Consider the following 22723-nt stretch of genomic DNA (forward strand, 5'->3'; position numbering starts at 1 on the left):
GTGAAGGCTCGACTTCGACTGTCGGGGTTCATTGGGAGTTGGTCCTTGTGGTGAAACGTGCCCGCGAGAGCGGACACGGGAAGCGCTTTGCGCCCAAAAACCTTGATTGTCAACACTCGGCGCTTGAGCGGGATGCGGGCGGAAACCGCGCACACGTTTCCTCATCCCGCTCTAGTCGCCGTCGGCAAAGGAGAAGCCCGCGCCAAGCCCGATCGCACCGCCGAAATCCTTGTTCAGTCGATCGAGAAGGTCATTGGTATTGAGCGACAGGAAGGCGAGCTTGGCCCGTTTGTCCTTGTCCTCGAGCGCCTGATCGATCGGTCCGTCGATGTTGCCGGCCATGCCGATCACCGACTTCAAGACGAAGTCGGCGGAACCCGCGACCGAGCGGCTGTCTTCCGGCAAAAGGCTCTGCATGTCGGCAACGTCGAACAGTGTCTTCAGGCCCCGCACGTTGGCGGCGATCGACGGCATGGTGTTGCCGGAGCGCCAGTAGATCGCGAGCTTCGGATGTCCCTTGTCGTCCTTGCTCTCGTAGAACGGCTTCAGCCGCTGGTCCTTCACCGTCTCGACGCCATGGACGAGAATGCCGAGCAGTTCTGTTGCCGCTTCGCGGTTGTCGCGGAACTCGGGATTGTCAGGGCCCGGATGTTTCCAGGCAGCCTGAATGCCATCGGGCTTCTGCCATGCGGCCAGGAACTCGTTGGCGATCGTGTCGAGGTTCTTGGTGATCGCTAGGCCGTAGCGGCAGCGGAAATCGCCATCCTTGTTCAGAAGTGACTCGGCGCCCGTGCCATAGAGCACGTATTCGAGCGCGCCGAGCCCTTGTGCGGCGACGCTCTTGCCCTTGAGTTTGGCTTCGTCCGTTGCGCTTTCATCGTGCTTCGAAACGATCGCCTGCACCTGCTTCAGGCCCGTGCTCTTGCGGTCGGGGTAGAACAGGAACCGCTCGAAGCGGTTCTGCTCAAGTGCCGGACCAAGCCTCACCACCTCGATCGCCGACCAGGCGCCGACCATCTCGGAAAAGGCAACGCGAGCGCCATCGACCGTCGCCTGCGACGGCGCCGCGCAGAGCTTGGCCGTGGCCTGCGTGGCGGCAGCGGTCTTTTCCGTGAGGTTGCGATAGCCGGGGATGATGAAGCCGTCGACGGCTTTGGCCATGACCGCGGGCACGGCCGCCTCGTTGACGACGCGCGGCGAGAGCGCGCTTCCTTCCTGGGCCACCGCCGGGAAAACGGCGGTCAAGGTCAGGGCAAAAGCGAGAGTAAGCGTATGCGTGCGGGGCATTAGAGTGACTCCAGGAAGGCAAGGAGATCGCGGCGATCGCTTGCGGCAAGGGCGGCAAAGGCGTCACGGGCCTTCTGCCCTTCGCCGCCGTGCCAGAGGATCGCTTCGGTGAAATTGCGGGCGCGTCCGTCGTGGAGCAGGAAAGTGTGCCCACTGACGGTCTTCGTCAAGCCGATGCCCCAAAGCGGCGGCGTGCGCCACTCGCGGCCGGTGGCCACACCCACCTGCTGTCCGTCGGCAAGACCCTCGCCCATGTCGTGCAGCAGGAAATCGGAATAGGGCCAGATCAGCTGGAACGACTGCGCCTTGTTGGCCGCGTCCCGGCGGGTGACGAATTTCGGTGTGTGGCAACTGGTGCAGCCGAGTTCGTAGAAGACCTTCTTGCCACGCAGTGTCTCCGCAAAGCTCGCCTTGCGCCGCGCCGGCACGGCCAGGTTCTCCGAATAGAAGGTCACGAGGTTGAGCACCGGGTCGGGCGCTTCTGTGGGGCCAAGGCGTGCCTGCTCGCCGGTCGGCATGGTCAGGCATTTTGCCTGGGCCGCGGTGCAGTCGCCATGCGGGCGGTCGGCGTCGGGTGAAGAGATGCCGATGTCGGTGGCGAAGGCATCGGCGCTCTGTTGCCGCACGGTGGCGTTCTGCGCCTTCCAGCCGAAGCGCCCGAGCATGAGCTTGCCGGTCCTGGCGTCGCGCGTCAGCGCCGGCCGTCCGCTGATGCCGTCGCCATCCCTATCGTCGGGGTCGGCAAGGGCGAGGATGTCCGCCTCGTGGATCGCCTCGATCAGGCCAAGGCCGATCATCGGCTGCGCCACACGCGGCGAGAGCGTGGTTTCCGGATCGAGCGGGCCATAGGCGAGATCGGCCACCGAATAGCCTGGTCGGCGCAGAGAGGCCGTTTCGCCGTCGGGGAAAGTGAAGGGCTCCTCGGTGTAGCTGATCTTCAGATGGCCTTCGGCGGCAAGGCCGGGCACGGCGCTATCCTGAAGCTGGGCGCCATAAACAGCGTCGCCGAAGTTCACCACCTCGTGCGCCGCAATCATCCGGCGCTCCTCGTCGTCGCGGGGCGGCCGCGCCAGGCGGAAGAACATCGAGGTTGTATCGACGGCACCTTCCGGTGGCCGGCCGCGCCCGTCCTTCAGGTGACAGCTCTGGCAGGCTCGGGCGTTGTAGAGTGGTCCGAGCCCGTCGGAGGCCTGTGTGGAGGAGGGGGAGGAAACCCAAAGCTTGCGAAAGAGCGCGTTGCCGAGCTTGAAGCCCTCTTCCTCTTGGAAGGTGAGATTGGCCGAGAATTGCGAAAAACTGTCGGCATTGACGGGCGCGATCGAGGTGGCCGCACCGCCGGACATGGCTTCGAAGGTTTCCGCCTTGGAGAAATCGGTCGCAGGCCGCGTCACCGCCTGGACCCGCTGGCGGTCCTTGTCGTTGAGGTCGGAGCGTTCGGTCAAAAGGCCGTCGCCGGCGAAGGCGGGCAGGGCCGTGAAAAGCGCTTGAACGAGAACAAGCGCGCAAAGGCGGAAAGCGCCAGATTTCATCTCAGGAGGATCGGGCCGCGTCTTTGTCGACGCGGCCCGCCTTTTCAGCTTATTGGAAGACGGCGTTAGGATTATCCAGGCTGTCGGAACCTTCAAGCTCGACGGTGCCGAGATCCAGCGACGCAATGACGCGCTGTACGGTCTTTGCCTGGGCGATCAGGCCGTCGATCGCCGCCTGAACGGTGGCGTTGCCCTCGGCATTGCCTTCGCCGATCATCTGGTCGTAGGCCTCGGTCGTTTCCGCGCGCTTGGCCATCGCCTGCATCTTCTCGACCGTGGTCGAAAGGTTGCCGGCCATTTCCTTGTCGAGCGCTGCATCCTTGGCGGCGACGAGTTCGGACAGCGACGGGCCGGTCATCTTCGTGCCGTCGACGCGGGTATATTCGCCGGTATAGGCCGACTGGATGCCGATCGCGTCGTGCAGGTGCGAGTTGTGCGTGTTGTCGGAGAAGCAGTCATGCTCTTCTTCCGGATCGTGCAGCAGCAGGCCGAGCTTCATCCGCTCGCCCGCCAGTTCGCCATAGGAGAGCGAGCCCATGCCGGTGAGGATGGCGACGAGACCAGCCTTCGGGTCGGCCTCGACCGCCTTGGTCGCGGCACCATCCGGCGTCCAGTTGGCAACCATCTCCTTGAGGTCGGAAACGAGCAGCTCGGTCGCAGCCTTGAGGTAGGCGGCGCGGCGGTCGCAATTTCCGCGGGTGCAGGCCTTGGTGTCGTAGTCGGTGAAGGGGCGGTTGCCGGCGCCGGCCTTGGTCCCGTTCAGGTCCTGGCCCCAGAGCAGGAACTCGATCGCGTGGTAGCCGGTCGCGACGTTTGCTTCGATGCCGCCGGCTTCCTGTAGCGTGCCCGCCAGGAATTCCGGCGTGATGTTGGAAGCGTCGACGTCCTTGCCGTCGATCTTGATCGTCTTGTTGGCGATGACATTGGCGGTGAACAGCGCGTTCTCGTCGCTCTCGGTGCCATAGCTCGGATCGACATAGTCGATCAGGCCCTCGTCGAGCGGCCAGGCGTTGACCTTACCTTCCCACTCGTCAACGATCGCATTGCCGAAACGGTAGACTTCGGTTTCCTGGTAGGGGTTGCGGGCCTTCTTCCAGGCGTCGCGCGCGGCCTTCAGCGTTTCTTCGCTCGGCGTCGCGATCAGCGCGTCAACGGCCTTGTCGAGCGCTTCTGCGGTCGTCAGCGCGTCTTCGAACTTGGCGTGGGCGACGGCGGTGTAGTGCTTCACCACGGCGGCGGCATCGGTTGCGGCATGGGCCGGCTGCAGGGCCATCGCCGAGGTCGCCGTCATCAGCGCCAGCGCGGCGCCCCGGAAAAATTTCTTGGTCATGACCCTCTCCTGTTGCGTCCCCCGGCGCCGTCGAACGAGCCGCAAAACATGGCGTCGTTCAGCCGTCGAGCCATCAGAAAAGGCCCCGCCGAGCCCGCTTCTCATGAACCAAAAGCAAACTTGTGTCAAAGTGTATAGTTTAGAACGCTTTCAATCTGATGCGCGTCTTTTGCCGATCGTCAAACGGCGTTAACCCTTGCGTTGCATCAGGCAGAAGAAGAAGCCGTCCGTGCCGGTGGAAGCGGGTGTCAGCGTCACCGTCTTCATGTCTGCCGACCAGGGCTGCGGCTTGTCGGTGCCGAACAGCGTCGCCCAGATATCGGCGGCCGACAGGATCTCGAATTCCGGATTGTCTTCGCAGAAGCCGTAGACCTGCGCCTCGTTTTCCTCAGGCAGTACCGAGCAGGTGACGTAGATCAGATGGCCGCCGGGACGGACGAACTGGGCAGCGCTTGCCAGCGCTTCTTCCTGCTGGGAGATGCGCTCTTCGAGGTTCTTCTGGTTCAGCCGCCACTTGGTGTCGGGGCGACGGCGCCAGGTACCGGTGCCGGTGCAGGGCGCATCGACCAGCACGCGGTCGAAACGGCCGGCAAGCGGCGCGAGGCTGTCGGTGGATTCATGCACCTGGACATTGCGGGTGCCGGCGCGCTTCAGCCGCTCGATGATCGGGGCTAGCCGCTTGCGGTCGGTGTCGTAGGCGTGCACCTGGCCCTTGTTGTTCATCGCCGCCGACATGGCGAGCGTCTTGCCGCCGCCGCCGGCGCAATAGTCGAGCACCTGTTCGCCTTCCTGCGGATAGGCGAGATCGGCGACGATCTGCGAGCCCTCGTCCTGAACCTCGAACCAGCCCTTCTGGAAGGAAAGCTCGGCCGTGACGTTCGGCAGGCGCGAGGCGCCTTCGCCGGCGGGAATGCGGATACCATTACGGGCGATCGTTGCGGCCTCGGCACCGCTACGCTCCAGTGCCTTCAGGACCTTGGCGCGCGACGCCTTCAGCGTGTTTGCGCGCAGGTCCAGCGTCGGCCGGCCGGCGAGCGCCTTGGCTTCTTCCAGCCAGTCGTCGGAAAAGTTCTCTTCAAAGGAGGCCTGGACCCATTCGGGGATGTCGCCCTGCACATGGGCCGGGGCGTCCTCGATCCGGCGCGACCTGAAGGCTTGAAGCTGTTCGGCCGGTGCCTCCGGCGCGAACTTGTCGCCATCGAGCTCGGCGGCCAGCGCCTCGGGCGAAAAGCCCCACTGGCGGTACATCACCGCGTGGCCGAGGGCCGAGGCGCTGTCGCTATCCATCAGGTAGGCGTGGGAGAGCTTCATGCGAAGGGCGTCGTAGACGATGTTGCCGATCGCCGAGCGATCGCCGGATCCGGCGAAACGGTGGCCAAGGCCCCAATCCTTGAGCGCGTCGGCGACCGGGCGCTTCCGCTTTTCGATATCCTCAAGAACCTCAATGGCTCCAGCGAGCCTGCCGCCCAAACGCATCTTCGATCAACTCCTTTTTCGCCGTGGTAACGGCGATGGCATCGAAGAGCAAGACGGCGGAGAAGATTAACCGCCGAGAACGGTCTTTAGCGAAGTAGATCCACCCGCCCGCAGGCCGGGTAGCAGTATTTCAAGATCAGGAATTGACGACGCGATAGCAGACGCTGGCAGTGCCGGAGCGGACCATGCCGATCTGCGATGCTGCAGCCTTGGAAAGATCCATGACGCGACCGCGGATAAACGGGCCACGATCGTTGATGCGAACGATAACGCTCTTGCCGTTGCGCTTGTTGGTGACCTGCACCTTGGTGCCGAATTTCAGGCTGCGATGGGCGGCCGTCAGGTGAGCGGCATTCATGCGCTCGCCGGAGGCGGTCTTGGAGCTCAGCGCATACCAGGATGCGCCGCCGCAGCCGGCGCCGGCTGCATGGCTATCGGAAACGGAGACGAGACCGATAGTGGCCGTGAATAGCGCTGCAGCGGCAGCCGTCTTGATCTTCGCTGGCGTCAAACTGGCGATCCCCTCGGTCAAAACACTTGGTTAAAAACTTCTGAGAACCGCTAATTGGGGCGAAAAATGGCAAAAACGTGCTTCAACCATTTACGCTCTATTAGGATTTATTAAAAAATGACGAAATTTCAAAAACGAAGATTGTTTGAAATAGTTTAAACGCAGACAGGAGTTCTTTGGAATCAGGGGTTGAGCGTTCGCCAGCCTCCGCACGTGAGCCGAACCCGCCCGTAAACGAAAAATTTCATTAAAAATTTCGAATTGGACCAATTTTCCGGAATCCGGATGGTCGAAAATTCGTTACTAGCGCGCAGGTTGTATGAAATTAGCCAAGTATCGAACGAATATCCAAAGAATGTCACAATTGCGATGGCCGAGCCCTGGCCATTACTGACGGACTGACTATCGACGTTCTATAAGCATTACGGGTTATGCTATCTGGCGGGTGCCGTATTGCATTTCACTGTCCGCGCCACGCGCCCGACTGCCAAAGCTGTGCAAGCGAGACGCGATAATCCGGAAAGGCAAATTCAAAACCGGTCGCACGCATGCGGGCATTCGAAACCCGCTTGTTTTCTCCATAGAAAGTGCGGGCCATCGGTGACAGTTCGGCTTGCTCGAAAGGCGTTTCCGGCGGCGGCTCGACGCCCATCAGCCGGGCGGCTTCCGCGACCACGTCCTGCGGCGGCGCCGGCTCGTTGTCGGTGATGTTGAAGACGCCGCTGGTGCCATTGTTGGCGAGGAACAGCGCTGCGGCGCCGATATCCTCGACGCGGATTCGATTGAACACCTGGCCGGGCTTGACCAGCCGCCGTGCCGTGCCGTTTTCGAGATTGCAGAAGGCGTTGCGTCCGGGTCCGTAGATGCCGGAGAGCCTGAGCACCGCGACCGGAATATCCTGGTTCTTGCCGAAGGCGATCCAGGCGTCCTCCGCTTCCACGCGCTCGACAGAGCGGGCCGAGACCGGCTTGCGCAGCATGTCCTCGGTGACCCATTCGCCGCCATGGTCGCCATAGACCCCGACCGTTGAGAGATAGCCGATCCATTCGAGGTTCGGCGCGATCTGCGTGAGGTCCGGGCTCGTGGTGCGGAACATGGGATCGCCATCGCGACCGGGCGCGATCGACTGGATCAGATGAGTTGCCTTGCCGAGGGCGGCGGCAAGGTCGTCGGAGATCGTCTCGCCGTCGAAGAGCACCGGGCGGATGCCGGCCCTTTCGAGTTTTGCCGCCTTCTCCTCGCTCCTGGTGGTGCCGATAACGCTTGTGGCCGTTGGGGCCATCGCTTTTGCGATTGCCGTACCGGAGTAACCGGCGCCAAGGATCAGGACATGCATCGGCTCACTCCCGCGATCTGCCATTCGTTGAGGACGTCTTCGTCCGTCTCTGGCTCGCATTGTTCGGCAAATTCCGCAAGCGCCGCAGGCGCGACCAATCGTGACAGCGCCCAGACCGCCATTGCCCGCACCACGGCTGAGGTGTCGTTGACGCGGGCCTTGACTGCGGGCACCAGCGCCTGGCTGCCTGAATTGCCGGCGGCGATCAGCACGTTCCGCACGAACCGGTCGCGACCGATGCGCTTGACCGGTGAGCCTGAGAACAGGCTGCGAAAGCTCGGATCATCCAGGTCAAGCAGGGTTTCGAGCGACGGCGCCTTCAGATCGTCGCGTGCTCTGAGCTTCATTTCCGAGGCTGCCTGCGCGAACTTGTTCCAGGGGCAGGCGGCAAGACAGTCGTCGCAGCCATAGATGCGGTTGCCGATCAGCGGCCGGAATTCGGGATCGATCGGCCCCTTGTGCTCGATCGTGAGGTAAGAGATGCAACGTCGCGCGTCGATCCGGTAGGGCGCCGGGAAAGCGTCTGTCGGACAGGCATCGAGGCAGGCGCGGCAGGAGCCGCAATGGTCGCGCTCGGCTTCGTCGAAGGCGAGGTCCGCCGTCGTGAACAGGCTGCCGAGAAAAAGCCAGGAGCCGAATTCGCGGCTGACCAGATTGGTGTGCTTGCCCTGCCAGCCGAGGCCGGACTGCTCCGCCAGCGGCTTTTCCATCACCGGGGCGGTATCGACGAAGACCTTGACGTACTCGCCAGCGCGCGCGGCAAAGCGGGTCGCGACTTCCTTGAGCTTGCCCTTGATGATGTCGTGGTAGTCGCGGTTCTGGGCATAGACCGAGATCGCACCGCGATCGGTCCGCTCAAGAATGCCACGCGGATCGTGTTCCGGGCCGTAGTTCATCGCGAACATGACGACGGAGCGCACCTCGCTCCAGAGCGTGCGCGGATCGGAACGGCGCTCGGCTGTCTCTTCGAGCCAGTCCATCGTGCCGTGAAAGCTCTCGTCGAGAAAGTCTCGAAGCCGGGCCGGTGCTTGCGGAATGGCATCCGGCCGGGTGATGCGACAGAGATCGAAGCCCTTGTCTGCCGCCTCTGCCTTCAGGAACGCCGTCAGCTTCAGCCGGCGCCGTTCCTCACTGTCTGCCTTGGCATCGATGCCGGGCACGGTATTCGCCTCAGAAGTCGAGATCCGCATAGTGCGGAACGGGGGTGACGCCGCGCACGCGCTCGGCAAGCAGCGGCCGGAAGGAGGGGCGGGACTTCAGCCGCTGGTACCACTCCTTGGCGCTCGGGGCGTCCGACCAGTCGATTTCGCCGAGATAATCGAGCACGGACACCGTCGCGGCGGCGGCAAGATCGGCATAGGAGATCCGGTCGCCGGCAAGCCAGGTCCGCGAGCCGGCAAGCCAGGAGAGATACTTCATATGCTGGCGGATGTTGGCGCGCGAGGTCCGCAGGACCTTGCTGTCGGGTGCGCCGCCGCCCTGGTCCGGCGTCATCTGCAGCTTGAAGATCCGCTCGCGCACCAGCGGCCGCGTCACATCGGCTTCCATCTTCTGCAGGAACCATTCGACCAGCCGGCGGATTTCCGCGCGCTGGAACGGATCCTCGGCCAGAAGGCGGCGATCCCGCTTCATGATGCCATTCGTCTCGTCGAGATATTCCGAGATGATCGTCGCCCCACAGAGCGCCCTCATACTGTCGTCAACATAGACCGGTAGCGTTCCGGCCGGGTTCAAAGCCAGGAAGTCGCGCCGGTTCTCCCAGGGCTGCTCGTCCGTCAATTCCGTCTGGTAGCCGTATTCCGAAAGGATCAGGCGAACGAAGCGTGAAGCGGCGGACATGGGGTGGTGATACAGTGTCGGCATCGATGATCTGGCTTCTCAGGGCTTTGGCTTGGGGGCGTCAGCGTGGCGGCGCAAGCGTCTGGCCACGGCTCATGTGTTAGAGCTATAGAAATTTGTGGTGGCAAACACAAGCGAATCAGCCTTTTCCTCCCACTCCAAAACTTGTCAGGAAATTCTCATATATGGCGGATCAATCGATCATCAGTGCGCTTGTCCTCGGTCTGATCGAGGGCCTGACGGAGTTCATCCCCGTCTCGTCAACGGCGCACGTCCTTCTCGCCGGCCACTTCCTCGGCTTCAAGTCGCCGGGCAACACCTTCGCCGTCCTCATCCAGCTCGGCGCCATTCTGGCGATCCTGCTCGTCTATTTCCAGAAGCTTCTGTCGATCGCGCTGGCGTTGCCGACAAGCATCAAGGCGCGCCGCTTCGTCGTGTCAGTGCTGCTCGCCTTCCTGCCGGCGGCGGTCATCGGTGCCATTGCCCATGATTTTATCAAGACGGTGCTGTTCGAGACGCCTGTCCTGATCTGCGTCGTACTGATCGTCGGCGGCGTCATCCTTTATGCGATAGACCATCTGCCGCTGAAGCCGCGCTATACCGACGTGATGGACTACCCGCCGTCGCTGGCGCTGAAGATCGGCCTGTTCCAGTGCCTGGCTATGATCCCCGGAACGTCCCGTTCCGGCGCGACGATCGCCGGCGCCCTGCTGATGGGCACCGACAAGCGTTCGGCCGCCGAGTTCTCGTTCTTCCTGGCGATGCCGACCATGGTCGGCGCCTTTACGCTGGACCTCTACAAGAACCGCGATGCGCTCTCCTTTGACGATTTTACCCTGATTGCAGTCGGTTTCATTGCGGCCTTCGTCGCCGGCATCTTCGTCGTGCGCTCATTGCTCGACTTCGTCTCGCGGCGCGGTTTCACGCCTTTCGCCATCTGGCGCATCATCGTCGGGATCGCCGGCCTGATCGGTCTGTGGCTGCTTGGCTGAGCAGAACCGACGATCTCAATGACAAAAGGCGCGTCCCCGACGCGCCTTTTTCCTTGACCTGTTGTCAGGCCCTAAAAACAAAGCCGCGTGCGTCTCATGGTGAAACGCACGCGGCTACTGGCCCCCGCCAATAACTTTTGATGCCTCGTCGAGGCGCCGGCCCTTAGTGGCCGGAAAGGTCGATCGATGCCGTGGTGCACGGATCGACGCCATAGGCCGGTGCGCAATCCTTGCCGCTGCTGGCGACCGTGTTCGGCGCCATGAACGATCCAGCCAGAATGATCAGTGCCGCACACGCAAAAAAGATTGCGATCGACTTGCCCATGGACGCTATGCCTTTCGAGATTGATGCCGCCGCCCGCCGTCATGCCTTGGGATCGGGGGCGCGAGGCGGTGTTTAGTTGGTGGATATGACATGATCAATATCAGGACATGTTGAATTTGCGGTAAATGCCAATCGCTTTTCCGACTGCGGCAGAACTGCAACGCTGTTACCGCAATACAACAGAAAACGGCCGCCGGTGGTTCCGGCGGCCGTTCAAAAAAATCGTTGGGTTGCTGCCGATCAGGCGGCGCGGCCGCTACGGGTGTACTGGCCCTGCGGGCGGTAGCGCACCAGATAGGTCGGCAGGATCGATTCCAGCATCGTCGGGTCGATGCCGATGCCGGAAAGTGTGCGGCCTTCCGATACGGCCTTTGCGGAGACGACATTGTCGGATTTCAGCAACACCACCTGGTCGGCGGTAAGCGGCGGCGTGACGAAGGGGATCAGCGACGAAACGCTGCCGATCAGAGACGCGACGCCGAAGGGCAGCGAGACGAGCGTGCGCTTGCGGTCGATCGTGTTGAGCATGATCTCGAGACAGTCGCGGAAGCTCAAGACGTCAGGGCCGCCGAGTTCGTAGATCTTGCCCTTGGCGATCTTGCCGTCGACGGCGCGGGCCACGGCTTCGGCGACGTCGGTCACGTAGACGGGCTGGAATTTCGTCTCGCCGCCGCCGATCAGCGGCAGGACCGGCGAGAAGCGGGCCATGTTGGCGAATTTGTTGAAGAAGCCGTCCTCTGGACCGAAGACGACCGACGGACGCAGGATGATCGCGTCAGGCTTGGTCTCAAGGATAGCGGCCTCGGCGCGGCCCTTGCTGCGGGCGTAGTTCGATGCAGAGGAGGCGTCGGCGCCGATGGCGGAGATATGGGTCAGCGTCGCGCCGACGCCGCGGGCCGCTTCAGCCACGGCACGGGCGCCGAAATCCTGGACCGCATCGAAGGTGTTGCGGCCGCTCTCGAACAGTACGCCGACGCAGTTGATGACGTGATCGGAGCCTTCAACGGCGCGGTCGACCGATTTACGGTAGCGCAGGTTCGCCTGAACGAAGGAGATCTGGCCGACATTGCCGAGCGGCTGGAGATGACCGGCAAGGTCCGGCCGGCGAACGGCGACGCGGATGCGATAGCCGCGTTTGGCGAGCGCGCGCACCACATGACGGCCGACGAACCCGGATCCGCCGAAAATCGTCACCAGCGGCGGAAGGTTGGACAAGGTCATGGGATGTGCACTCCTGATCGGATCGGAAAGAATTGATTGCTACATAACCCAACAGCCGCGAGAGGTGAAGGCCAATCGACGCCTGCGTGCAGAGCCTGCTAAAGGTTGGGGGCGGTGGGATCAGACGCCTTCGACGACCACCATCTCGGCGTCGGCGACTTCCTGGCGGATCGCGGCGGCAATCTGGTACTCGGGAGAGTTATAACAGTCGATCGCCGCCTGCAGCGATGGAAATTCGATGACGACGTTGCGGGCGCGAACGCCACCCTCCAACCGATGATGCAGCCCGCCGCGTGCCAGAAAATTGGCGCCGTATTTCTCGAAGGCGGGCTTTGCGGCCGCTACATAGTCCTTGTAGCGCTCGGGGTCGCGGACATCGACCCGTGCGATCCAGTATCCCTTGGCCATATTGAGCTCCTCGTCTTGCAGCACGAAAGGCTGACGGGAGTGTTACTTCCGGCAAATTTGGGCCGAGGTCAAGCGGATCGACCGGGCGCGCTGGTCCGACGGGTGTCGCCCGGCATCAGCGGGCGAGCGCACCGTTCATTTCGGCAAGGATGGCGCGGGCAGCCGCAAGCGGCTCGGCGGCTGCGACGATTGGGCGCGCGACGACGAGATGGCTGGATCCGGCCTTGAGCGCCTCGGAGGGCGTCATCACCCGCTTCTGGTCGCCCTTGTCCGCGCCGGCCGGGCGAATGCCCGGGGTGACGAGTGCCATGTCCGGCCCGATGATCTTGCGCACTGCCGCCGATTCTTCCGCTGAGCAGACGATGCCGCCCATGCCGGCGGCGCGCGCCTGTTCGGCCCGGCGCAGCACCAGCGTGTGCGGATCGTATTCATAGCCGGCATCGATCACGTCCTGCTCGTCCATCGAGGTGAGCACGGTGACGCCGAGCAGGCAGAGGTCGGAGCCTTTTGCAGCCTCGACAGCCGCCTTCATCGCCTTCGGATAGGCGTGCAGGGTCAGCATCGACATGCCCATCTTGGCGATGTTCTCGACGCCCTTGGCCACCGTGTTGTCGATGTCGAGCAGCTTCATGTCGAGGAAGACGTTCTTGCCGCTTTTGGCCAGGTCGCGCGCGAATTCCAGGCCGCCGGCAAAGACCAACTGGTAGCCGATCTTGTAGAAGGAGACATCGTTGCCGAGCGTCGACACGATCTTCTCGGCATCCGCAATCGTCGGAAGGTCGAGGCCTACGATCAGTCTGTCGCGCGCGGTTTCGGTCATCGTCTAAATCCCCTGCCAGTGTTCCATCGGGGTCCAGTCGCATGCAACAGTCCGATCCGCAAGGCGGAAAGCGAAGACATTGCCGCCGCCACCACCCTTCTGGTCGGCTGCGCGCGAGATTGGCGCGCCGGTAAGGCGGCATTTCAGAAGTGTGCCGACGCCGCCATGGCCGACGAAGGCAATCGGGATTTTCGGATCGTGATCGCCGAGGATCCGAAAGACCGCGTTCGAGATGCGGCTCTGGGCATCGATCGCGCGCTCCCAGCCCTTGAAGCTTTCGGTGGGATTGGCGAAGAACCAGTCGGCCGCCTTCTCGAATTCCGGCGGCGGCAGGAAGCCGGTGGCCGATCGATCGTTCTCGCCCATGTCGTGGTGGACCTCGACCGTCACGCCGGCCGCATCGGCCAAAAGTTGTGCCGTCTCGATCGCCTTGGTTTCGTCGCTCGAAACGATCCGTCCGAGCGAACGCACCCAGGGCAATCGGGCGGTGATGACCGCGCGTTCGCGGCCAACAGTGGAAAGTCCCCATTGCGGGACGGGCACGTCCGGATCGATCTGGACCTGCGGATGGGTGACGTAGACGCCGAACATCCCGTCAGTGCGCCCGGCGATAGACCCAGAGCTGCGCCGGCGGAATGTTGCGCACGACGAAGTCGAGATGCTGGATGCTGTAGCGGTCCGGCATGGCAACGACGGGCGACAAAGGCCCATAGGAAATCTGCACGACCGGCCGGCCGACCGGAATGCGCGACAGCAGATCGTCGATCAGTTCGACGCGGCGATGCATCGGGAAGTTCAGAAGCGGCACGGCAGAGACGACGCTGTCGAAGGTCTGGCCGTTGAGTTCGCCGAGCGTGTGTTCCAGATCGAAGGCGTCGCCGTTGATGAAGTTGACGCCGTTGAAGTTGGTCTTGAGCTGATTGTAGAAATCGGTCGAATACTCGATCGACACGAGATTGGACGGCTCAAGGCCACGTTCCAGGATCGCCTTGGTGATGACGCCGGTGCCGGGGCCGAGCTCAAGAACCGGAAGGCCTGAGGCCGGATTGATGACGCTCGCCATTCGGCGCGCTGTGACGGAGGAGGTCGGCAGGATCGCGCCGACGGCCTTGGCATTGCTCATCCATCCTTTGAAAAAGCGAATCTCTTCGTCGAACTTCCGTCCGAGCCGTTCCTTCACCTTCACGCGCAAATTCATTGAACCCCTCAAAACCGCTGTCCTCTCCTCGCACAGGCCGTCCGCGCAAAATTCCTCGCCCGGTGATTCGGGCCGGCCGCGGCGGCGGTGATCATAATGTGTCCCCATCTGCGGCAAAAACAAGTCTGTCTGCGCCTGAAAGCGTTCGCTTATCAACAGTCCGCAGATGCCGCGGCCAACAAAAAACCCGTCACGCGCGGGCGTGACGGGTTGGCATTTCGCGCCGCATCAGGCCCGGCTACACGCGCATCGGCATGAGCACATAGAGCGCATCTTCAGCGGCCAGATCACGGACGAGCGTCGGCGAGCCCGGGTCTGCCAGCATGAAGATCGCATCGGTGCCTGTCAGCTGCGAAGTAATGTCGAGCAGGTACTTCGCGTTGAAGCCGATTTCGAGCGGATCGTGGTCGTAGCCGACGGGCAGTTCTTCCGTAGCACTGCCGGAATCGGGATTGTTGACCGTCAGCGTCATCTGGCCTTCGTTCAGCGCCAACTTGACGGCGCGGCCGCGCTCCGACGAGATCGTCGATACGCGATCGACCGCCTGAGCGAAGGACTGGCAATCGACGCGCAGTTCCTTGTCGTTGTTGGCCGGGATGACGCGCTGGTAGTCGGGGAAAGTGCCGTCGATCAGCTTCGAGGTCATGACGATCGAGCCGATCGTCAGGCGGATCTTGGCGTCCGAGACTTCGACAGTGACGACGAGTTCCGGGTTGTCGAGCAGCTTCTGCAATTCGCTGACGGTCTTGCGCGGGATGATGATGCCCGGCATGCCTTCGGAGCCGGATGGCGCCTCGACGTCGGCGCGCGCCAGGCGATGGCCGTCGGTTGCGACGGCGCGCAGTTTCAGCTCACCCTTGCTTTCGACCGTGTGTACGAAGATGCCGTTGAGGTAGTAGCGGGTTTCCTCAGTCGAGATCGCGAACTGGGTGCGATCGATCAACATCTTGAGGTCAGTCGCCTTGAGGCGGAACGAATGCGAGAAGCTGCCGGCGGTCAGATCCGGGAAGTCGGATTGCGGCAGGCACTGCAGCGAGAACTTGGAACGGCCCGAGGCGACGGTCATCGCCGTGCCCTCGGCGTTGGTGGCGAGCAGCACTTCCGAACCGTCGGGCAGCTTGCGCACGATGTCGTAGAGCAGGTGCGCTGGCACGGTGGTCGCGCCCGCCTGCTCCACCTGCGCCGGGGTCGCCTCGGTGATTTCGAGGTCGAGGTCGGTCGCCTTCATTTCGAGGCTGGCGCCGTCGGAACGCAGGAGCACGTTCGAGAGGATCGGGATCGTGTTTCGCCGCTCCACCACGCGGTGCACGTGGTTCAGCGATTTCAGGAGGTTGGATCGCTCGAGAGTAATGCGCATGGGATGCCGCTTTCAACCATTGCCCGGCGGGCGAAACGTCCGCCTGAGCGTCAACTGCGAGTGCCCCGGCCGACCGACCGGATAGATGTGGACCGGCAAAATGGCAGAAAGAGCGCCCGGAAAGCAAGGGGTTTGAGGGCTTCTGTCCCCAGATGCGGCACGTGGGCCCGTCGTCTTGCCCTTGCTCTGCCATGGTGGCTCACTCATAAAGACCGGACAGACACATCGGTAAGCACGATCAGGACGTTACAGGTGGAAAAGCAAAAGACAGCGGAACCGGCCGGCGGACAGAGGGAGCGCAGCTACCGGCTGCACAATGTGAGCGTTCCGGCCCGCCCCCTTGATGCCGCGCTCTATCTGGTGGCAACCCCGATCGGCAATCTCGGCGATATCACGCTGCGCGCGCTGGAAACATTGGCCGGCGCCGATGTGCTTGCCTGTGAGGACACGCGGGTCACCCGTGTTCTGCTTGATCGCTACGGCATCACCAATCGGCCCTACGCCTACCACGAGCACAATGCCGACGAGGCCGGTCCGCGGCTGCTGGCAGCGCTCGCCGAAGGGCGTTCGGTGGCACTAGTCTCTGATGCCGGCACGCCACTGGTCTCCGACCCCGGCTACCGCCTGGGGCAGCTTGCGATCGAGGCCGGACATCGCGTCGTGCCGATTCCCGGCGCCTCGGCGCCGCTTGCAGCCCTCGTCGGGTCCGGCCTGCCGAACGATGCTTTCCTCTTTGCCGGTTTCCTGCCGACCAAGGACAAGGCCAAACGCGATCGCCTCAGGGAACTCGCCACCGTGCCGGCAACCATCCTGTTCTTCGAATCGCCGCACCGGATCGCTGCGACGGTTGCGGCGGCGGCCGACGTTTTGGGGGAGGGCAGGCGGGCGTCCGTCTGCCGCGAATTGACCAAGACCTTCGAGGAATTTCGCCGCGGCACGCTCGGCGAGCTTGCAGCTCATTATGAACAGGCGGGGCCGGTCAAGGGCGAGATCGTGCTCGTCATAGGCCCTCCCGATGCCGCGCCCGAACCGGAAGCGGCCGACGTCGACGCGCTGCTGCAAAGCCTGGTCGCCGACATGCCGACCGGCAAGGCGGCAACCGAAGCCGCCCGCCAGACGGGCCTGCCGCGCAAGGAACTCTATGACCGGCTGCTGCAGTTGAAGGAGCGCCATGACGACTGATGGTGGCGACAAGCGGAAGCTGAAGGCGCTGAGGCGAGGGCATCTCGCCGAATACCGTGCCGCGCTTTGCCTTCTGCTCAAGGGCTACCGCATCGTCGCCATGCGCCATCGCACCAAGCTTGGCGAGATCGACATCATCGCAAGGCGCGGCGATCTCATCGCCTGCGTCGAGGTCAAGGCCCGTCGCTCGGCCGAAGACGGCGTCTTCGCCGTGACGGCGACAGCGCAGAGGCGTATCCGTGCCGCGAGCGATCTCTGGCTGGCGAAACAGCCGGATTTCAGCAGGCTTTCCGTGCGCTACGACATCGTCACCGTGACCCCTTGGGGCTGGCCGCGGCACCTGCCGGATGCGTTCTGAATCGGCGCATAATGAAGGAAAATGATTGCGTTGTTCCGCGGGTGCTCCTCGTTGGAACATATTCTCGAATTTGTAATCGTTCCGACATAAAAGCGTTACGGGCCTGTCATTGAAGGTCACTAGTCCACTGCCATCCGCAACCCGGTGGAGAGGATTAGTCATGTTCAAGAAGTTTACGCTCGCAGCCCTTACCCTTGCATTTTCCGCGACCTCGTCGCTTGCCGCGACCAACATTACCTGGTGGCACGGCATGGCCGGCCGCAATGGCGAAGTCATCAATGAAGTTTCCAAGAAGTTCAATGAAGCCCAGAGCGCCTGCGCGCTGACCCCGGTTTCCAAGGGCACCTACGAGGAAGCGCTCGCTTCCGGTATCGCCGCTTTCCGCTCGGGTGAACAGCCGAACATCCTGCAGGTCTTCGACGCCGGTGCCGCCACGATCATCAACGCCAAGGGCGCGGTCATCCCGGCCGAAGACCTGATCATCAAGGCTGGTCACAACTTCGACCGCAACGCCTTCATCGATGGCGTGCGCTACTTCTACGCCGACAGCGAAGGCAAGTTCGTCGGCATGCCGTTCAATTCCTCCGCGCCGATCATGTACATCAACGACGAGGCCCTGAAGAAGGCCGGCGTCGAAGCGCCGAAGACCTGGGAAGAGTTCGAGGCCGTCGCCCCGAAGCTGAAGGAAGCCGGTTACATCCCGCTCGTCCAGTCGCAGCTCACCTGGCAGTTCACGGAGAACTTCTTCTCCCGCAACAACATCCAGTTCGCCACCAACAACAACGGTTACGACGCCGTCGTCGACACTGAGCTGAAGGTCACCGACCCGAACCTCGTCATGATGTTCGACAAGCTGAAGGCCTGGAAGGATGAAGGCTACTTCGCCTTCTACGGCGCCGGTTGGAACGACAACCAGAAGGTCTTCGAAGAAGGCAAGGCTGCGTTCTGGATCGGTTCGTCGGGTTCGTTCGGCGGCCTGCAGAAGACGGCGCAGATGCCGTTCTCGGCAACCTTCCTGCCCTATTGGGGCTCGATCAAGGGCGCCGGCACCAACTCCTTCATCGGCGGCGCGGCACTCTTTGCCATGTCCGGCAAGACGGATGAAGAAAACAAGTGCGTTGCCGACTTCTTCCAGTTCCTGACCTCGCCTGAGATCCAGTACTTCTACCACAAGGCCACCGGCTATGTGGCCATCACCAAGGCAGCCTACGAGCTTGCCCAGAAGGATGGTTACTACAAGGAAAAGCCGGTTGCCGAAGTCGGCATCAAGCAGCTGATGCTGCCGGCCGGCGACTGGTCGAAGGGCTACCGCCTCGGCTTCTACCCGCAGATCCGTGAAATCATGGAACGCGAATACGGCCGCATCTTCTCGGGCGAAACAACCGTCAAGGACGCGTTCGACACGATCGAGAAGGAAGGCAACGAGCTGCTCGCCCGTTTCGCCAAGACGGCCGGCTGAGCTCGATGTCGACCGCGACAGATCTCCTCCCCGCAGCGCGGGGAGGGACCGGAACAAAGACCGGGGGGCGTCGCTTCGGCGCCTTCCGGATTTTCGGTGGCCAGTCGAATAGCGGAGGCGAAAGCGCTGCAAAGCGCGTGCAGTTCTCCTCGCCGTTCCTGCCATACCTCTTCCTCGCGCCGCAGCTCGCGATCATCTTCATCTTCTTCTACTGGCCGTCGGTTCAGGCGATCCAGTCGTCGTTCTATCTTGAAGACCCCTTCGGTTTCGGCTCGACCTTCGTCGGGATGACCAATTATGCCGACGTGCTGAAATCAGGCGAATATCTCGGCATTGCCCGTTTCACCGCCGTTTTCACGGCGCTGGTCACCTTCTTTGCGCTGTCGATCGGGCTGCTGCTCGCCGTCAAGGCCGATGGCGTCATCCGCGGCAACGCCGCCTATAAGACGCTGCTGATCTGGGTCTATGCCATTGCCCCGCCGGTCGCAGGCCTCATCGGCATGATGTTCTTCGACCAGCATATCGGCCCGATCGTCGAGCTTGCGCGCTGGTTCGGCTGGGACATCAAGGTTGGTCTGAACTACTTCGACACCGCCTTTTCCATGGTGGTCGTCTCGGTCTGGAAACAGATCCCCTACAATTTCATCTTCTTCCTCTCAGGGCTCCAGGGCATTCCGGTCTCGGTGCGGGAAGCTGCGGCGATCGACTGCCGCTCCGGCTTCCGCCGTTTCTGGACGGTGATCCTGCCGCTGCTCGCGCCGACCGCCTTCTTCCTTCTGATCATTAACGTCACCTATGCGCTGTTCGACACTTTCGGCGTCATCGACGTGATGGTGAAGGACAAGGCTGCCAACAACCCGATCACCCTTGTCTACAAGGTCTACATGGACGGTTTCCGCGGCAACGATCTCGGCGGCTCCTCGGCCCAGTCAGTGATCCTGATGCTGATCGTCTTCGTGCTCACCATCTTCCAGTTCCGCTTCATCGAGCGGCGCGTGCATTACAACTGAGGTGGGGCCGATGTATCGCACCAAGATTTTCGACCACATCGTCCTGCTCTTCGGCGTCTTCATCATGGTGGCGCCCGTCGTCGTCGCCTTCATGACCTCGACGCACGAGGCGGCCGACATTCACCGCAACGGTCTCAGCCTCAGCTGGGGCGGCCATTTCGTCGAGACCTACCAGACGGTACTGACGCGCGAGGGCGGCTTCACCGGCAAGATCACCGGCTTCAACATGATGCTGAACTCGATGATCCTCGGCCTGGGTTTCGCCGTCGGCAAGATCGTGCTGTCGATGCTGGCGGCCTATGCGCTCGTCTATTTCCGCTTTCCGCTCGCGACCTTCTTCTTCTGGGTGATCTTCACCACCCTGCTTCTGCCACTCGAAGTGCGCATCCTTCCTTCCTATGAAGTGATGAACACGCTGAAGCTGACCAACACCTATACCGGCCTGATCGTGCCGCTTCTCGCCTCGGCGACGGGCACCTTCTACTTCCGGCAGTTCTTCAAGTCGGTGCCGGACGAGTTGCTGGAGGCCGCGCGCATCGACGGCGCCGGCCCCTTCAAGTTCTTCATCGACGTACTGGTGCCGCTCTCGCGCACGATGATGGCGGCGATCTTCATCATCATGTTCGTCTACGGTTGGAACCAGTATCTCTGGCCCACCCTGATGACCACCGACGAAGGCTTCTTCACCCTGGTGCGCGGCATCAAGCAGATCCTGCTCGTCTGGGTCGGCTCGAACATCCCCGACTATAACGAGGCCTTTGCGCTGGCGATTCTCGCCATGCTGCCGCCGGTCATGATCGTCGTGATCTTCCAGCGCTGGTTCATCAAGGGCCTGACGGAAAGCGACAAGTAAACGGGGTCGTGGCGGGACAAAAGTCCCGCCCGCTCCTGAAACGACATCAATCTTACGGAGGCAGCCATGGCGGCCATTACCATCGCCGAGGTCTCGAAGATCTATCACGGCAATGTCGAGGCGGTGAAATCCGTCTCGATCGATATCGAGGACGGCGAATTTATCGTGCTGGTCGGCCCGTCCGGCTGCGGCAAGTCCACGCTTCTGCGCATGGTCGCGGGGCTGGAGACGATTTCGAAGGGCACGGTGACGATCGGCTCACGCGTGATCAACGAGGTCGATCCGGCCGAGCGCGACATCGCCATGGTCTTCCAGAACTACGCGCTCTATCCGCACATGACCGTCTACGAAAACCTCGCTTACGGCCTGAAGAACCGCAAGACGCCGAAGGCCGAGATCGACGCCCGCGTCGCCGAAGCCGCTCGCATGCTGGAGATCGAGCCCTATCTTACCCGCAAGCCCCGTGCGCTCTCGGGCGGCCAGCGCCAGCGCGTCGCCATGGGCCGCGCCATCGTGCGCAAGCCGGCGGCCTTCCTCTTCGACGAGCCGCTCTCCAATCTCGACGCCAAGCTGCGCGTCTCCATGCGCGGCGAGATCAAACGCCTGCAGAAGCGCCTCGGTACGACCTCGCTCTACGTCACCCACGACCAGCTCGAGGCGATGACCCTTGCCGACCGTCTGGTGGTGCTGAATGGCGGTCGCATCGAACAGATCGGCCGTCCGCTCGACGTCTATCACCGCCCGGCCTCAACCTTCGTCGCCAGCTTCATCGGCTCGCCGGCGATGAACCTGATCAAGGGTGAGATCGAAGGCGGCAACCTGCAGATCGGTCTCTACAGGATCGCGCTTGGCGACCGTGCGCCGGTCGAAGGCCCGGTCACGGTTGGGCTTCGCGCCGAAGATCTCAAGCTCGCCGGCGTCGGCGAGGACGCCATGCTGTTCCAGGTCGACTATGTCGAGGAACTGGGCGCGCAGCGGCTCGTGCACGGCACCATCGAGAGCCAGGCGCTCACCATCGCGCTGTCTCCGGAGACGCCACTTTCGGGTGATCTTGCAGTGACGATCGCCGTCGACCGTCTGCACTTCTTCTCGACCGAGACCGGCAAGCGGCTGGAGCGCGGCACGTCGTTTGCCAATGAAGCGCCGGTTGCAGCGCCACGCCTGGAGACCGCATCGTGATCTCCAAGACCGTCGAGCAGCTTGCCGTTCCTTCGCTTGAAACCCGCGCCAGCTTTGCCGAGATCGTGCGCACCATTGCCGCCCATGACGCAGCCATGGCCGCACGGCCGGAGATGAACAGCGTGGAGGTCGGCGGCACACCGGCCTCCGATACGCCGCTCGCCTTCCCGTTCACCGTTGCTGCCTGGAACCTGGAGCGCTGCCTGTTTCCGGCCGAAAGCGCCGCCCATCTCGCCGCGACAAACGCGCCGGTCGTCCTTCTTTCAGAGATGGACAACGGCATGGCCCGCACCGGCCAGCGTCACCCGACCGCCGAAGTCGCCGAAACACTCGGCATGCACTATGCGTATGGCATCGAGTTCATCGAGATGGGGCTCGGCTCCGATACGGAGCGCGAATTCTGCGAGGACGAATTCAACGCCAAGGGGTTCCATGGCAATGCGGTGATGGCTGCGGTGCCGTTCTCCCGGCCCTTCATGTTGCGCCTATGGGGCGAACGCCTCTGGTTCACCGATGGCGAGCAGCCGCGCCTTGGCGAGCGCTGTGCGATCGGCGCCGTCATCGAGACGGAAGCCGGACCCTTCGTCGCCGTCTCCACCCATCTCGAGAGTGCGACGACTGCCGTCTACCGAGAGCGCCAGGTCAAGGAATTGATCGATGCACTCGACGAGACTTTCCCCGGCCTGCCGGTGATGATCGGTGGCGATCTCAACACCGGCAACCATGCCGGCGGCGATTTCGAGGCCGAAGGGCTGTTTGCCATGAGCGCCATCAGGGGCTTTACCCGCCATGGTGGGCCGCTCGACGTGATGACCACGCGGCCGAGCCTGATCACCCGCTGGCCAGAGCGGGCGATGAAGCTCGACTGGTTCCTGTCGCGCGGGCTGAAGATCGGCGAGACCACGATCATTCCTTCGCTTGACGAAACCGGCCGGCCGCTTTCGGATCACGATCTCATCACCTGCGTGATCGAAGGCTTCGAATAGGCTCGCCTCTCCTTGCCTAAGGCCCGCCCGCATTCTACATGTCGAGGGCTTTGCCAGTGCGGCAGAG

The 22723-nt window shown here is 62.7% G+C and carries 23 protein-coding genes; 8 read left to right on the forward strand and 15 right to left on the reverse strand.

Translation table 11 applies throughout. The features are described 5' to 3' along the window. Nucleotides 1–171: 171 nt before the first annotated feature. The 8 genes from IB277_RS16125 to IB277_RS16160 form a co-directional block, all read right to left on the reverse strand. Complete coding sequence (locus IB277_RS16125) at nucleotides 172–1287, reverse strand: imelysin family protein (RefSeq protein ID WP_090296312.1); 1116 nt, start codon at nucleotides 1285–1287, stop codon at nucleotides 172–174. Then, on the reverse strand, nucleotides 1287–2816 hold the full coding sequence (locus IB277_RS16130; protein WP_060580620.1) for a di-heme oxidoredictase family protein: 1530 nt from the start codon (nucleotides 2814–2816) through the stop codon (nucleotides 1287–1289). Before IB277_RS16130 ends, IB277_RS16125 begins: the two co-directional genes overlap by 1 nt. Before the next feature lie 49 nt (nucleotides 2817–2865). Continuing rightward, nucleotides 2866–4146: an imelysin family protein gene (locus IB277_RS16135; protein ID WP_110818552.1), complete on the reverse strand. Its 1281-nt coding sequence runs from the start codon at nucleotides 4144–4146 to the stop codon at nucleotides 2866–2868. Between the two features lie 189 nt (nucleotides 4147–4335). Continuing rightward, nucleotides 4336–5622, reverse strand: coding sequence for an RsmB/NOP family class I SAM-dependent RNA methyltransferase (locus IB277_RS16140; RefSeq protein ID WP_034804507.1), 1287 nt, complete (start codon nucleotides 5620–5622; stop codon nucleotides 4336–4338). Nucleotides 5623–5758: 136 nt separating this feature from the next. Beyond that, nucleotides 5759–6133 (reverse strand): septal ring lytic transglycosylase RlpA family protein, encoded by a 375-nt coding sequence (locus IB277_RS16145; protein ID WP_060519659.1) that lies wholly within the window; start codon nucleotides 6131–6133, stop codon nucleotides 5759–5761. 460 nt (nucleotides 6134–6593) lie between these two features. Then, nucleotides 6594–7469, reverse strand: coding sequence for an SDR family oxidoreductase (locus tag IB277_RS16150; RefSeq protein WP_090296317.1), 876 nt, complete (start codon nucleotides 7467–7469; stop codon nucleotides 6594–6596). Continuing rightward, complete coding sequence (gene queG / locus IB277_RS16155) at nucleotides 7457–8659, reverse strand: tRNA epoxyqueuosine(34) reductase QueG (protein WP_162731847.1); 1203 nt, start codon at nucleotides 8657–8659, stop codon at nucleotides 7457–7459. Before queG ends, IB277_RS16150 begins: the two co-directional genes overlap by 13 nt. Continuing rightward, nucleotides 8640–9332: a glutathione S-transferase family protein gene (locus IB277_RS16160; protein ID WP_090296322.1), complete on the reverse strand. Its 693-nt coding sequence runs from the start codon at nucleotides 9330–9332 to the stop codon at nucleotides 8640–8642. Before IB277_RS16160 ends, queG begins: the two co-directional genes overlap by 20 nt. A gap of 161 nt (nucleotides 9333–9493) precedes the next feature. Between IB277_RS16160 and IB277_RS16165 the strand changes: the two genes are divergently transcribed. Beyond that, nucleotides 9494–10300 (forward strand): undecaprenyl-diphosphate phosphatase, encoded by an 807-nt coding sequence (locus IB277_RS16165; protein WP_034804497.1) that lies wholly within the window; start codon nucleotides 9494–9496, stop codon nucleotides 10298–10300. 163 nt (nucleotides 10301–10463) lie between these two features. On the opposite strand, the gene IB277_RS16170 is transcribed toward IB277_RS16165, so the two are convergent. The 7 genes from IB277_RS16170 to dnaN form a co-directional block, all read right to left on the reverse strand. Then, entirely contained in the window at nucleotides 10464–10625 is a 162-nt protein-coding gene (locus IB277_RS16170; protein ID WP_034804494.1) for a hypothetical protein, read from the reverse strand. A gap of 240 nt (nucleotides 10626–10865) precedes the next feature. Then, nucleotides 10866–11846, reverse strand: a complete 981-nt coding sequence (locus IB277_RS16175; RefSeq protein ID WP_060519663.1) for a complex I NDUFA9 subunit family protein — start codon at nucleotides 11844–11846, stop codon at nucleotides 10866–10868. A 120-nt stretch (nucleotides 11847–11966) separates the two neighbouring features. Continuing rightward, nucleotides 11967–12254, reverse strand: a complete 288-nt coding sequence (locus tag IB277_RS16180) for a DUF1330 domain-containing protein (RefSeq protein WP_034804478.1) — start codon at nucleotides 12252–12254, stop codon at nucleotides 11967–11969. 115 nt (nucleotides 12255–12369) lie between these two features. Beyond that, nucleotides 12370–13074 carry an orotidine-5'-phosphate decarboxylase gene (gene pyrF, locus IB277_RS16185; protein WP_034804475.1) on the reverse strand — a complete coding sequence of 235 codons (705 nt, stop codon included), beginning with the start codon at nucleotides 13072–13074 and terminating at the stop codon, nucleotides 12370–12372. 3 nt (nucleotides 13075–13077) lie between these two features. Further along, complete coding sequence (locus IB277_RS16190; protein ID WP_090296324.1) at nucleotides 13078–13665, reverse strand: histidine phosphatase family protein; 588 nt, start codon at nucleotides 13663–13665, stop codon at nucleotides 13078–13080. A gap of 4 nt (nucleotides 13666–13669) precedes the next feature. Beyond that, nucleotides 13670–14272 carry a phospholipid N-methyltransferase PmtA gene (gene pmtA, locus IB277_RS16195; RefSeq protein WP_082005986.1) on the reverse strand — a complete coding sequence of 201 codons (603 nt, stop codon included), beginning with the start codon at nucleotides 14270–14272 and terminating at the stop codon, nucleotides 13670–13672. Between the two features lie 238 nt (nucleotides 14273–14510). Then, nucleotides 14511–15629 carry a DNA polymerase III subunit beta gene (gene dnaN / locus IB277_RS16200; protein WP_034804468.1) on the reverse strand — a complete coding sequence of 373 codons (1119 nt, stop codon included), beginning with the start codon at nucleotides 15627–15629 and terminating at the stop codon, nucleotides 14511–14513. Between the two features lie 252 nt (nucleotides 15630–15881). Here dnaN and rsmI point away from each other — a divergent pair, with 252 nt between their 5' ends. The 7 genes from rsmI to IB277_RS16235 all read left to right on the forward strand — a co-directional run bounded on the left by rsmI (nucleotide 15882) and on the right by IB277_RS16235 (nucleotide 22656). Further along, nucleotides 15882–16811, forward strand: coding sequence for a 16S rRNA (cytidine(1402)-2'-O)-methyltransferase (gene rsmI, locus IB277_RS16205; RefSeq protein ID WP_110818550.1), 930 nt, complete (start codon nucleotides 15882–15884; stop codon nucleotides 16809–16811). Then, nucleotides 16801–17169, forward strand: coding sequence for a YraN family protein (locus IB277_RS16210; RefSeq protein WP_090296329.1), 369 nt, complete (start codon nucleotides 16801–16803; stop codon nucleotides 17167–17169). The genes rsmI and IB277_RS16210 overlap by 11 nt, the downstream gene beginning before the upstream one ends. 160 nt (nucleotides 17170–17329) lie before the next feature. Further along, the gene (locus tag IB277_RS16215) at nucleotides 17330–18628 is read left to right on the forward strand and encodes an extracellular solute-binding protein (RefSeq protein ID WP_029742937.1); all 1299 of its coding nucleotides are present in this window, start codon (nucleotides 17330–17332) and stop codon (nucleotides 18626–18628) included. A gap of 5 nt (nucleotides 18629–18633) precedes the next feature. Beyond that, a complete protein-coding gene (locus tag IB277_RS16220; RefSeq protein WP_244546755.1) occupies nucleotides 18634–19638 on the forward strand; it encodes an ABC transporter permease subunit in 1005 nt (334 codons plus the stop codon). 10 nt (nucleotides 19639–19648) lie between these two features. Then, complete coding sequence (gene ugpE, locus IB277_RS16225; protein ID WP_090296332.1) at nucleotides 19649–20491, forward strand: sn-glycerol-3-phosphate ABC transporter permease UgpE; 843 nt, start codon at nucleotides 19649–19651, stop codon at nucleotides 20489–20491. Nucleotides 20492–20557: 66 nt separating this feature from the next. Beyond that, nucleotides 20558–21670 (forward strand): sn-glycerol-3-phosphate import ATP-binding protein UgpC, encoded by a 1113-nt coding sequence (locus tag IB277_RS16230; protein ID WP_060580627.1) that lies wholly within the window; start codon nucleotides 20558–20560, stop codon nucleotides 21668–21670. Further along, entirely contained in the window at nucleotides 21667–22656 is a 990-nt protein-coding gene (locus tag IB277_RS16235) for an endonuclease (protein ID WP_162731846.1), read from the forward strand. The genes IB277_RS16230 and IB277_RS16235 overlap by 4 nt, the downstream gene beginning before the upstream one ends. Nucleotides 22657–22723 lie beyond the last annotated feature (67 nt).

It is taken from the genome of Ensifer sp. ENS07 (assembly GCF_014852185.1).
Classification (GTDB): domain Bacteria; phylum Pseudomonadota; class Alphaproteobacteria; order Rhizobiales; family Rhizobiaceae; genus Ensifer; species Ensifer adhaerens.

What these genes read in the sequence shown, in the direction of transcription:
- pmtA (WP_082005986.1), bottom strand. Translation starts at nt 14,272, where the DNA reads ATGAATTTGCGCGTGAAGGTGAAGGAACGGCTCGGACGGAAGTTCGAC.
- IB277_RS16180 (WP_034804478.1), bottom strand. Translation starts at nt 12,254, where the DNA reads ATGGCCAAGGGATACTGGATCGCACGGGTCGATGTCCGCGACCCCGAG.
- IB277_RS16175 (WP_060519663.1), bottom strand. Translation starts at nt 11,846, where the DNA reads ATGACCTTGTCCAACCTTCCGCCGCTGGTGACGATTTTCGGCGGATCC.
- IB277_RS16140 (WP_034804507.1), bottom strand. Translation starts at nt 5,622, where the DNA reads ATGCGTTTGGGCGGCAGGCTCGCTGGAGCCATTGAGGTTCTTGAGGAT.
- IB277_RS16135 (WP_110818552.1), bottom strand. Translation starts at nt 4,146, where the DNA reads ATGACCAAGAAATTTTTCCGGGGCGCCGCGCTGGCGCTGATGACGGCG.
- queG (WP_162731847.1), bottom strand. Translation starts at nt 8,659, where the DNA reads ATGCGGATCTCGACTTCTGAGGCGAATACCGTGCCCGGCATCGATGCC.
- dnaN (WP_034804468.1), bottom strand. Translation starts at nt 15,629, where the DNA reads ATGCGCATTACTCTCGAGCGATCCAACCTCCTGAAATCGCTGAACCAC.
- IB277_RS16130 (WP_060580620.1), bottom strand. Translation starts at nt 2,816, where the DNA reads ATGAAATCTGGCGCTTTCCGCCTTTGCGCGCTTGTTCTCGTTCAAGCG.
- IB277_RS16165 (WP_034804497.1), top strand. Translation starts at nt 9,494, where the DNA reads ATGGCGGATCAATCGATCATCAGTGCGCTTGTCCTCGGTCTGATCGAG.
- IB277_RS16215 (WP_029742937.1), top strand. Translation starts at nt 17,330, where the DNA reads ATGTTCAAGAAGTTTACGCTCGCAGCCCTTACCCTTGCATTTTCCGCG.
- IB277_RS16210 (WP_090296329.1), top strand. Translation starts at nt 16,801, where the DNA reads ATGACGACTGATGGTGGCGACAAGCGGAAGCTGAAGGCGCTGAGGCGA.
- ugpE (WP_090296332.1), top strand. Translation starts at nt 19,649, where the DNA reads ATGTATCGCACCAAGATTTTCGACCACATCGTCCTGCTCTTCGGCGTC.
- IB277_RS16230 (WP_060580627.1), top strand. Translation starts at nt 20,558, where the DNA reads ATGGCGGCCATTACCATCGCCGAGGTCTCGAAGATCTATCACGGCAAT.
- IB277_RS16150 (WP_090296317.1), bottom strand. Translation starts at nt 7,469, where the DNA reads ATGCATGTCCTGATCCTTGGCGCCGGTTACTCCGGTACGGCAATCGCA.
- pyrF (WP_034804475.1), bottom strand. Translation starts at nt 13,074, where the DNA reads ATGACCGAAACCGCGCGCGACAGACTGATCGTAGGCCTCGACCTTCCG.
- IB277_RS16160 (WP_090296322.1), bottom strand. Translation starts at nt 9,332, where the DNA reads ATGCCGACACTGTATCACCACCCCATGTCCGCCGCTTCACGCTTCGTT.
- IB277_RS16220 (WP_244546755.1), top strand. Translation starts at nt 18,634, where the DNA reads ATGTCGACCGCGACAGATCTCCTCCCCGCAGCGCGGGGAGGGACCGGA.
- IB277_RS16125 (WP_090296312.1), bottom strand. Translation starts at nt 1,287, where the DNA reads ATGCCCCGCACGCATACGCTTACTCTCGCTTTTGCCCTGACCTTGACC.
- IB277_RS16190 (WP_090296324.1), bottom strand. Translation starts at nt 13,665, where the DNA reads ATGTTCGGCGTCTACGTCACCCATCCGCAGGTCCAGATCGATCCGGAC.
- IB277_RS16170 (WP_034804494.1), bottom strand. Translation starts at nt 10,625, where the DNA reads ATGGGCAAGTCGATCGCAATCTTTTTTGCGTGTGCGGCACTGATCATT.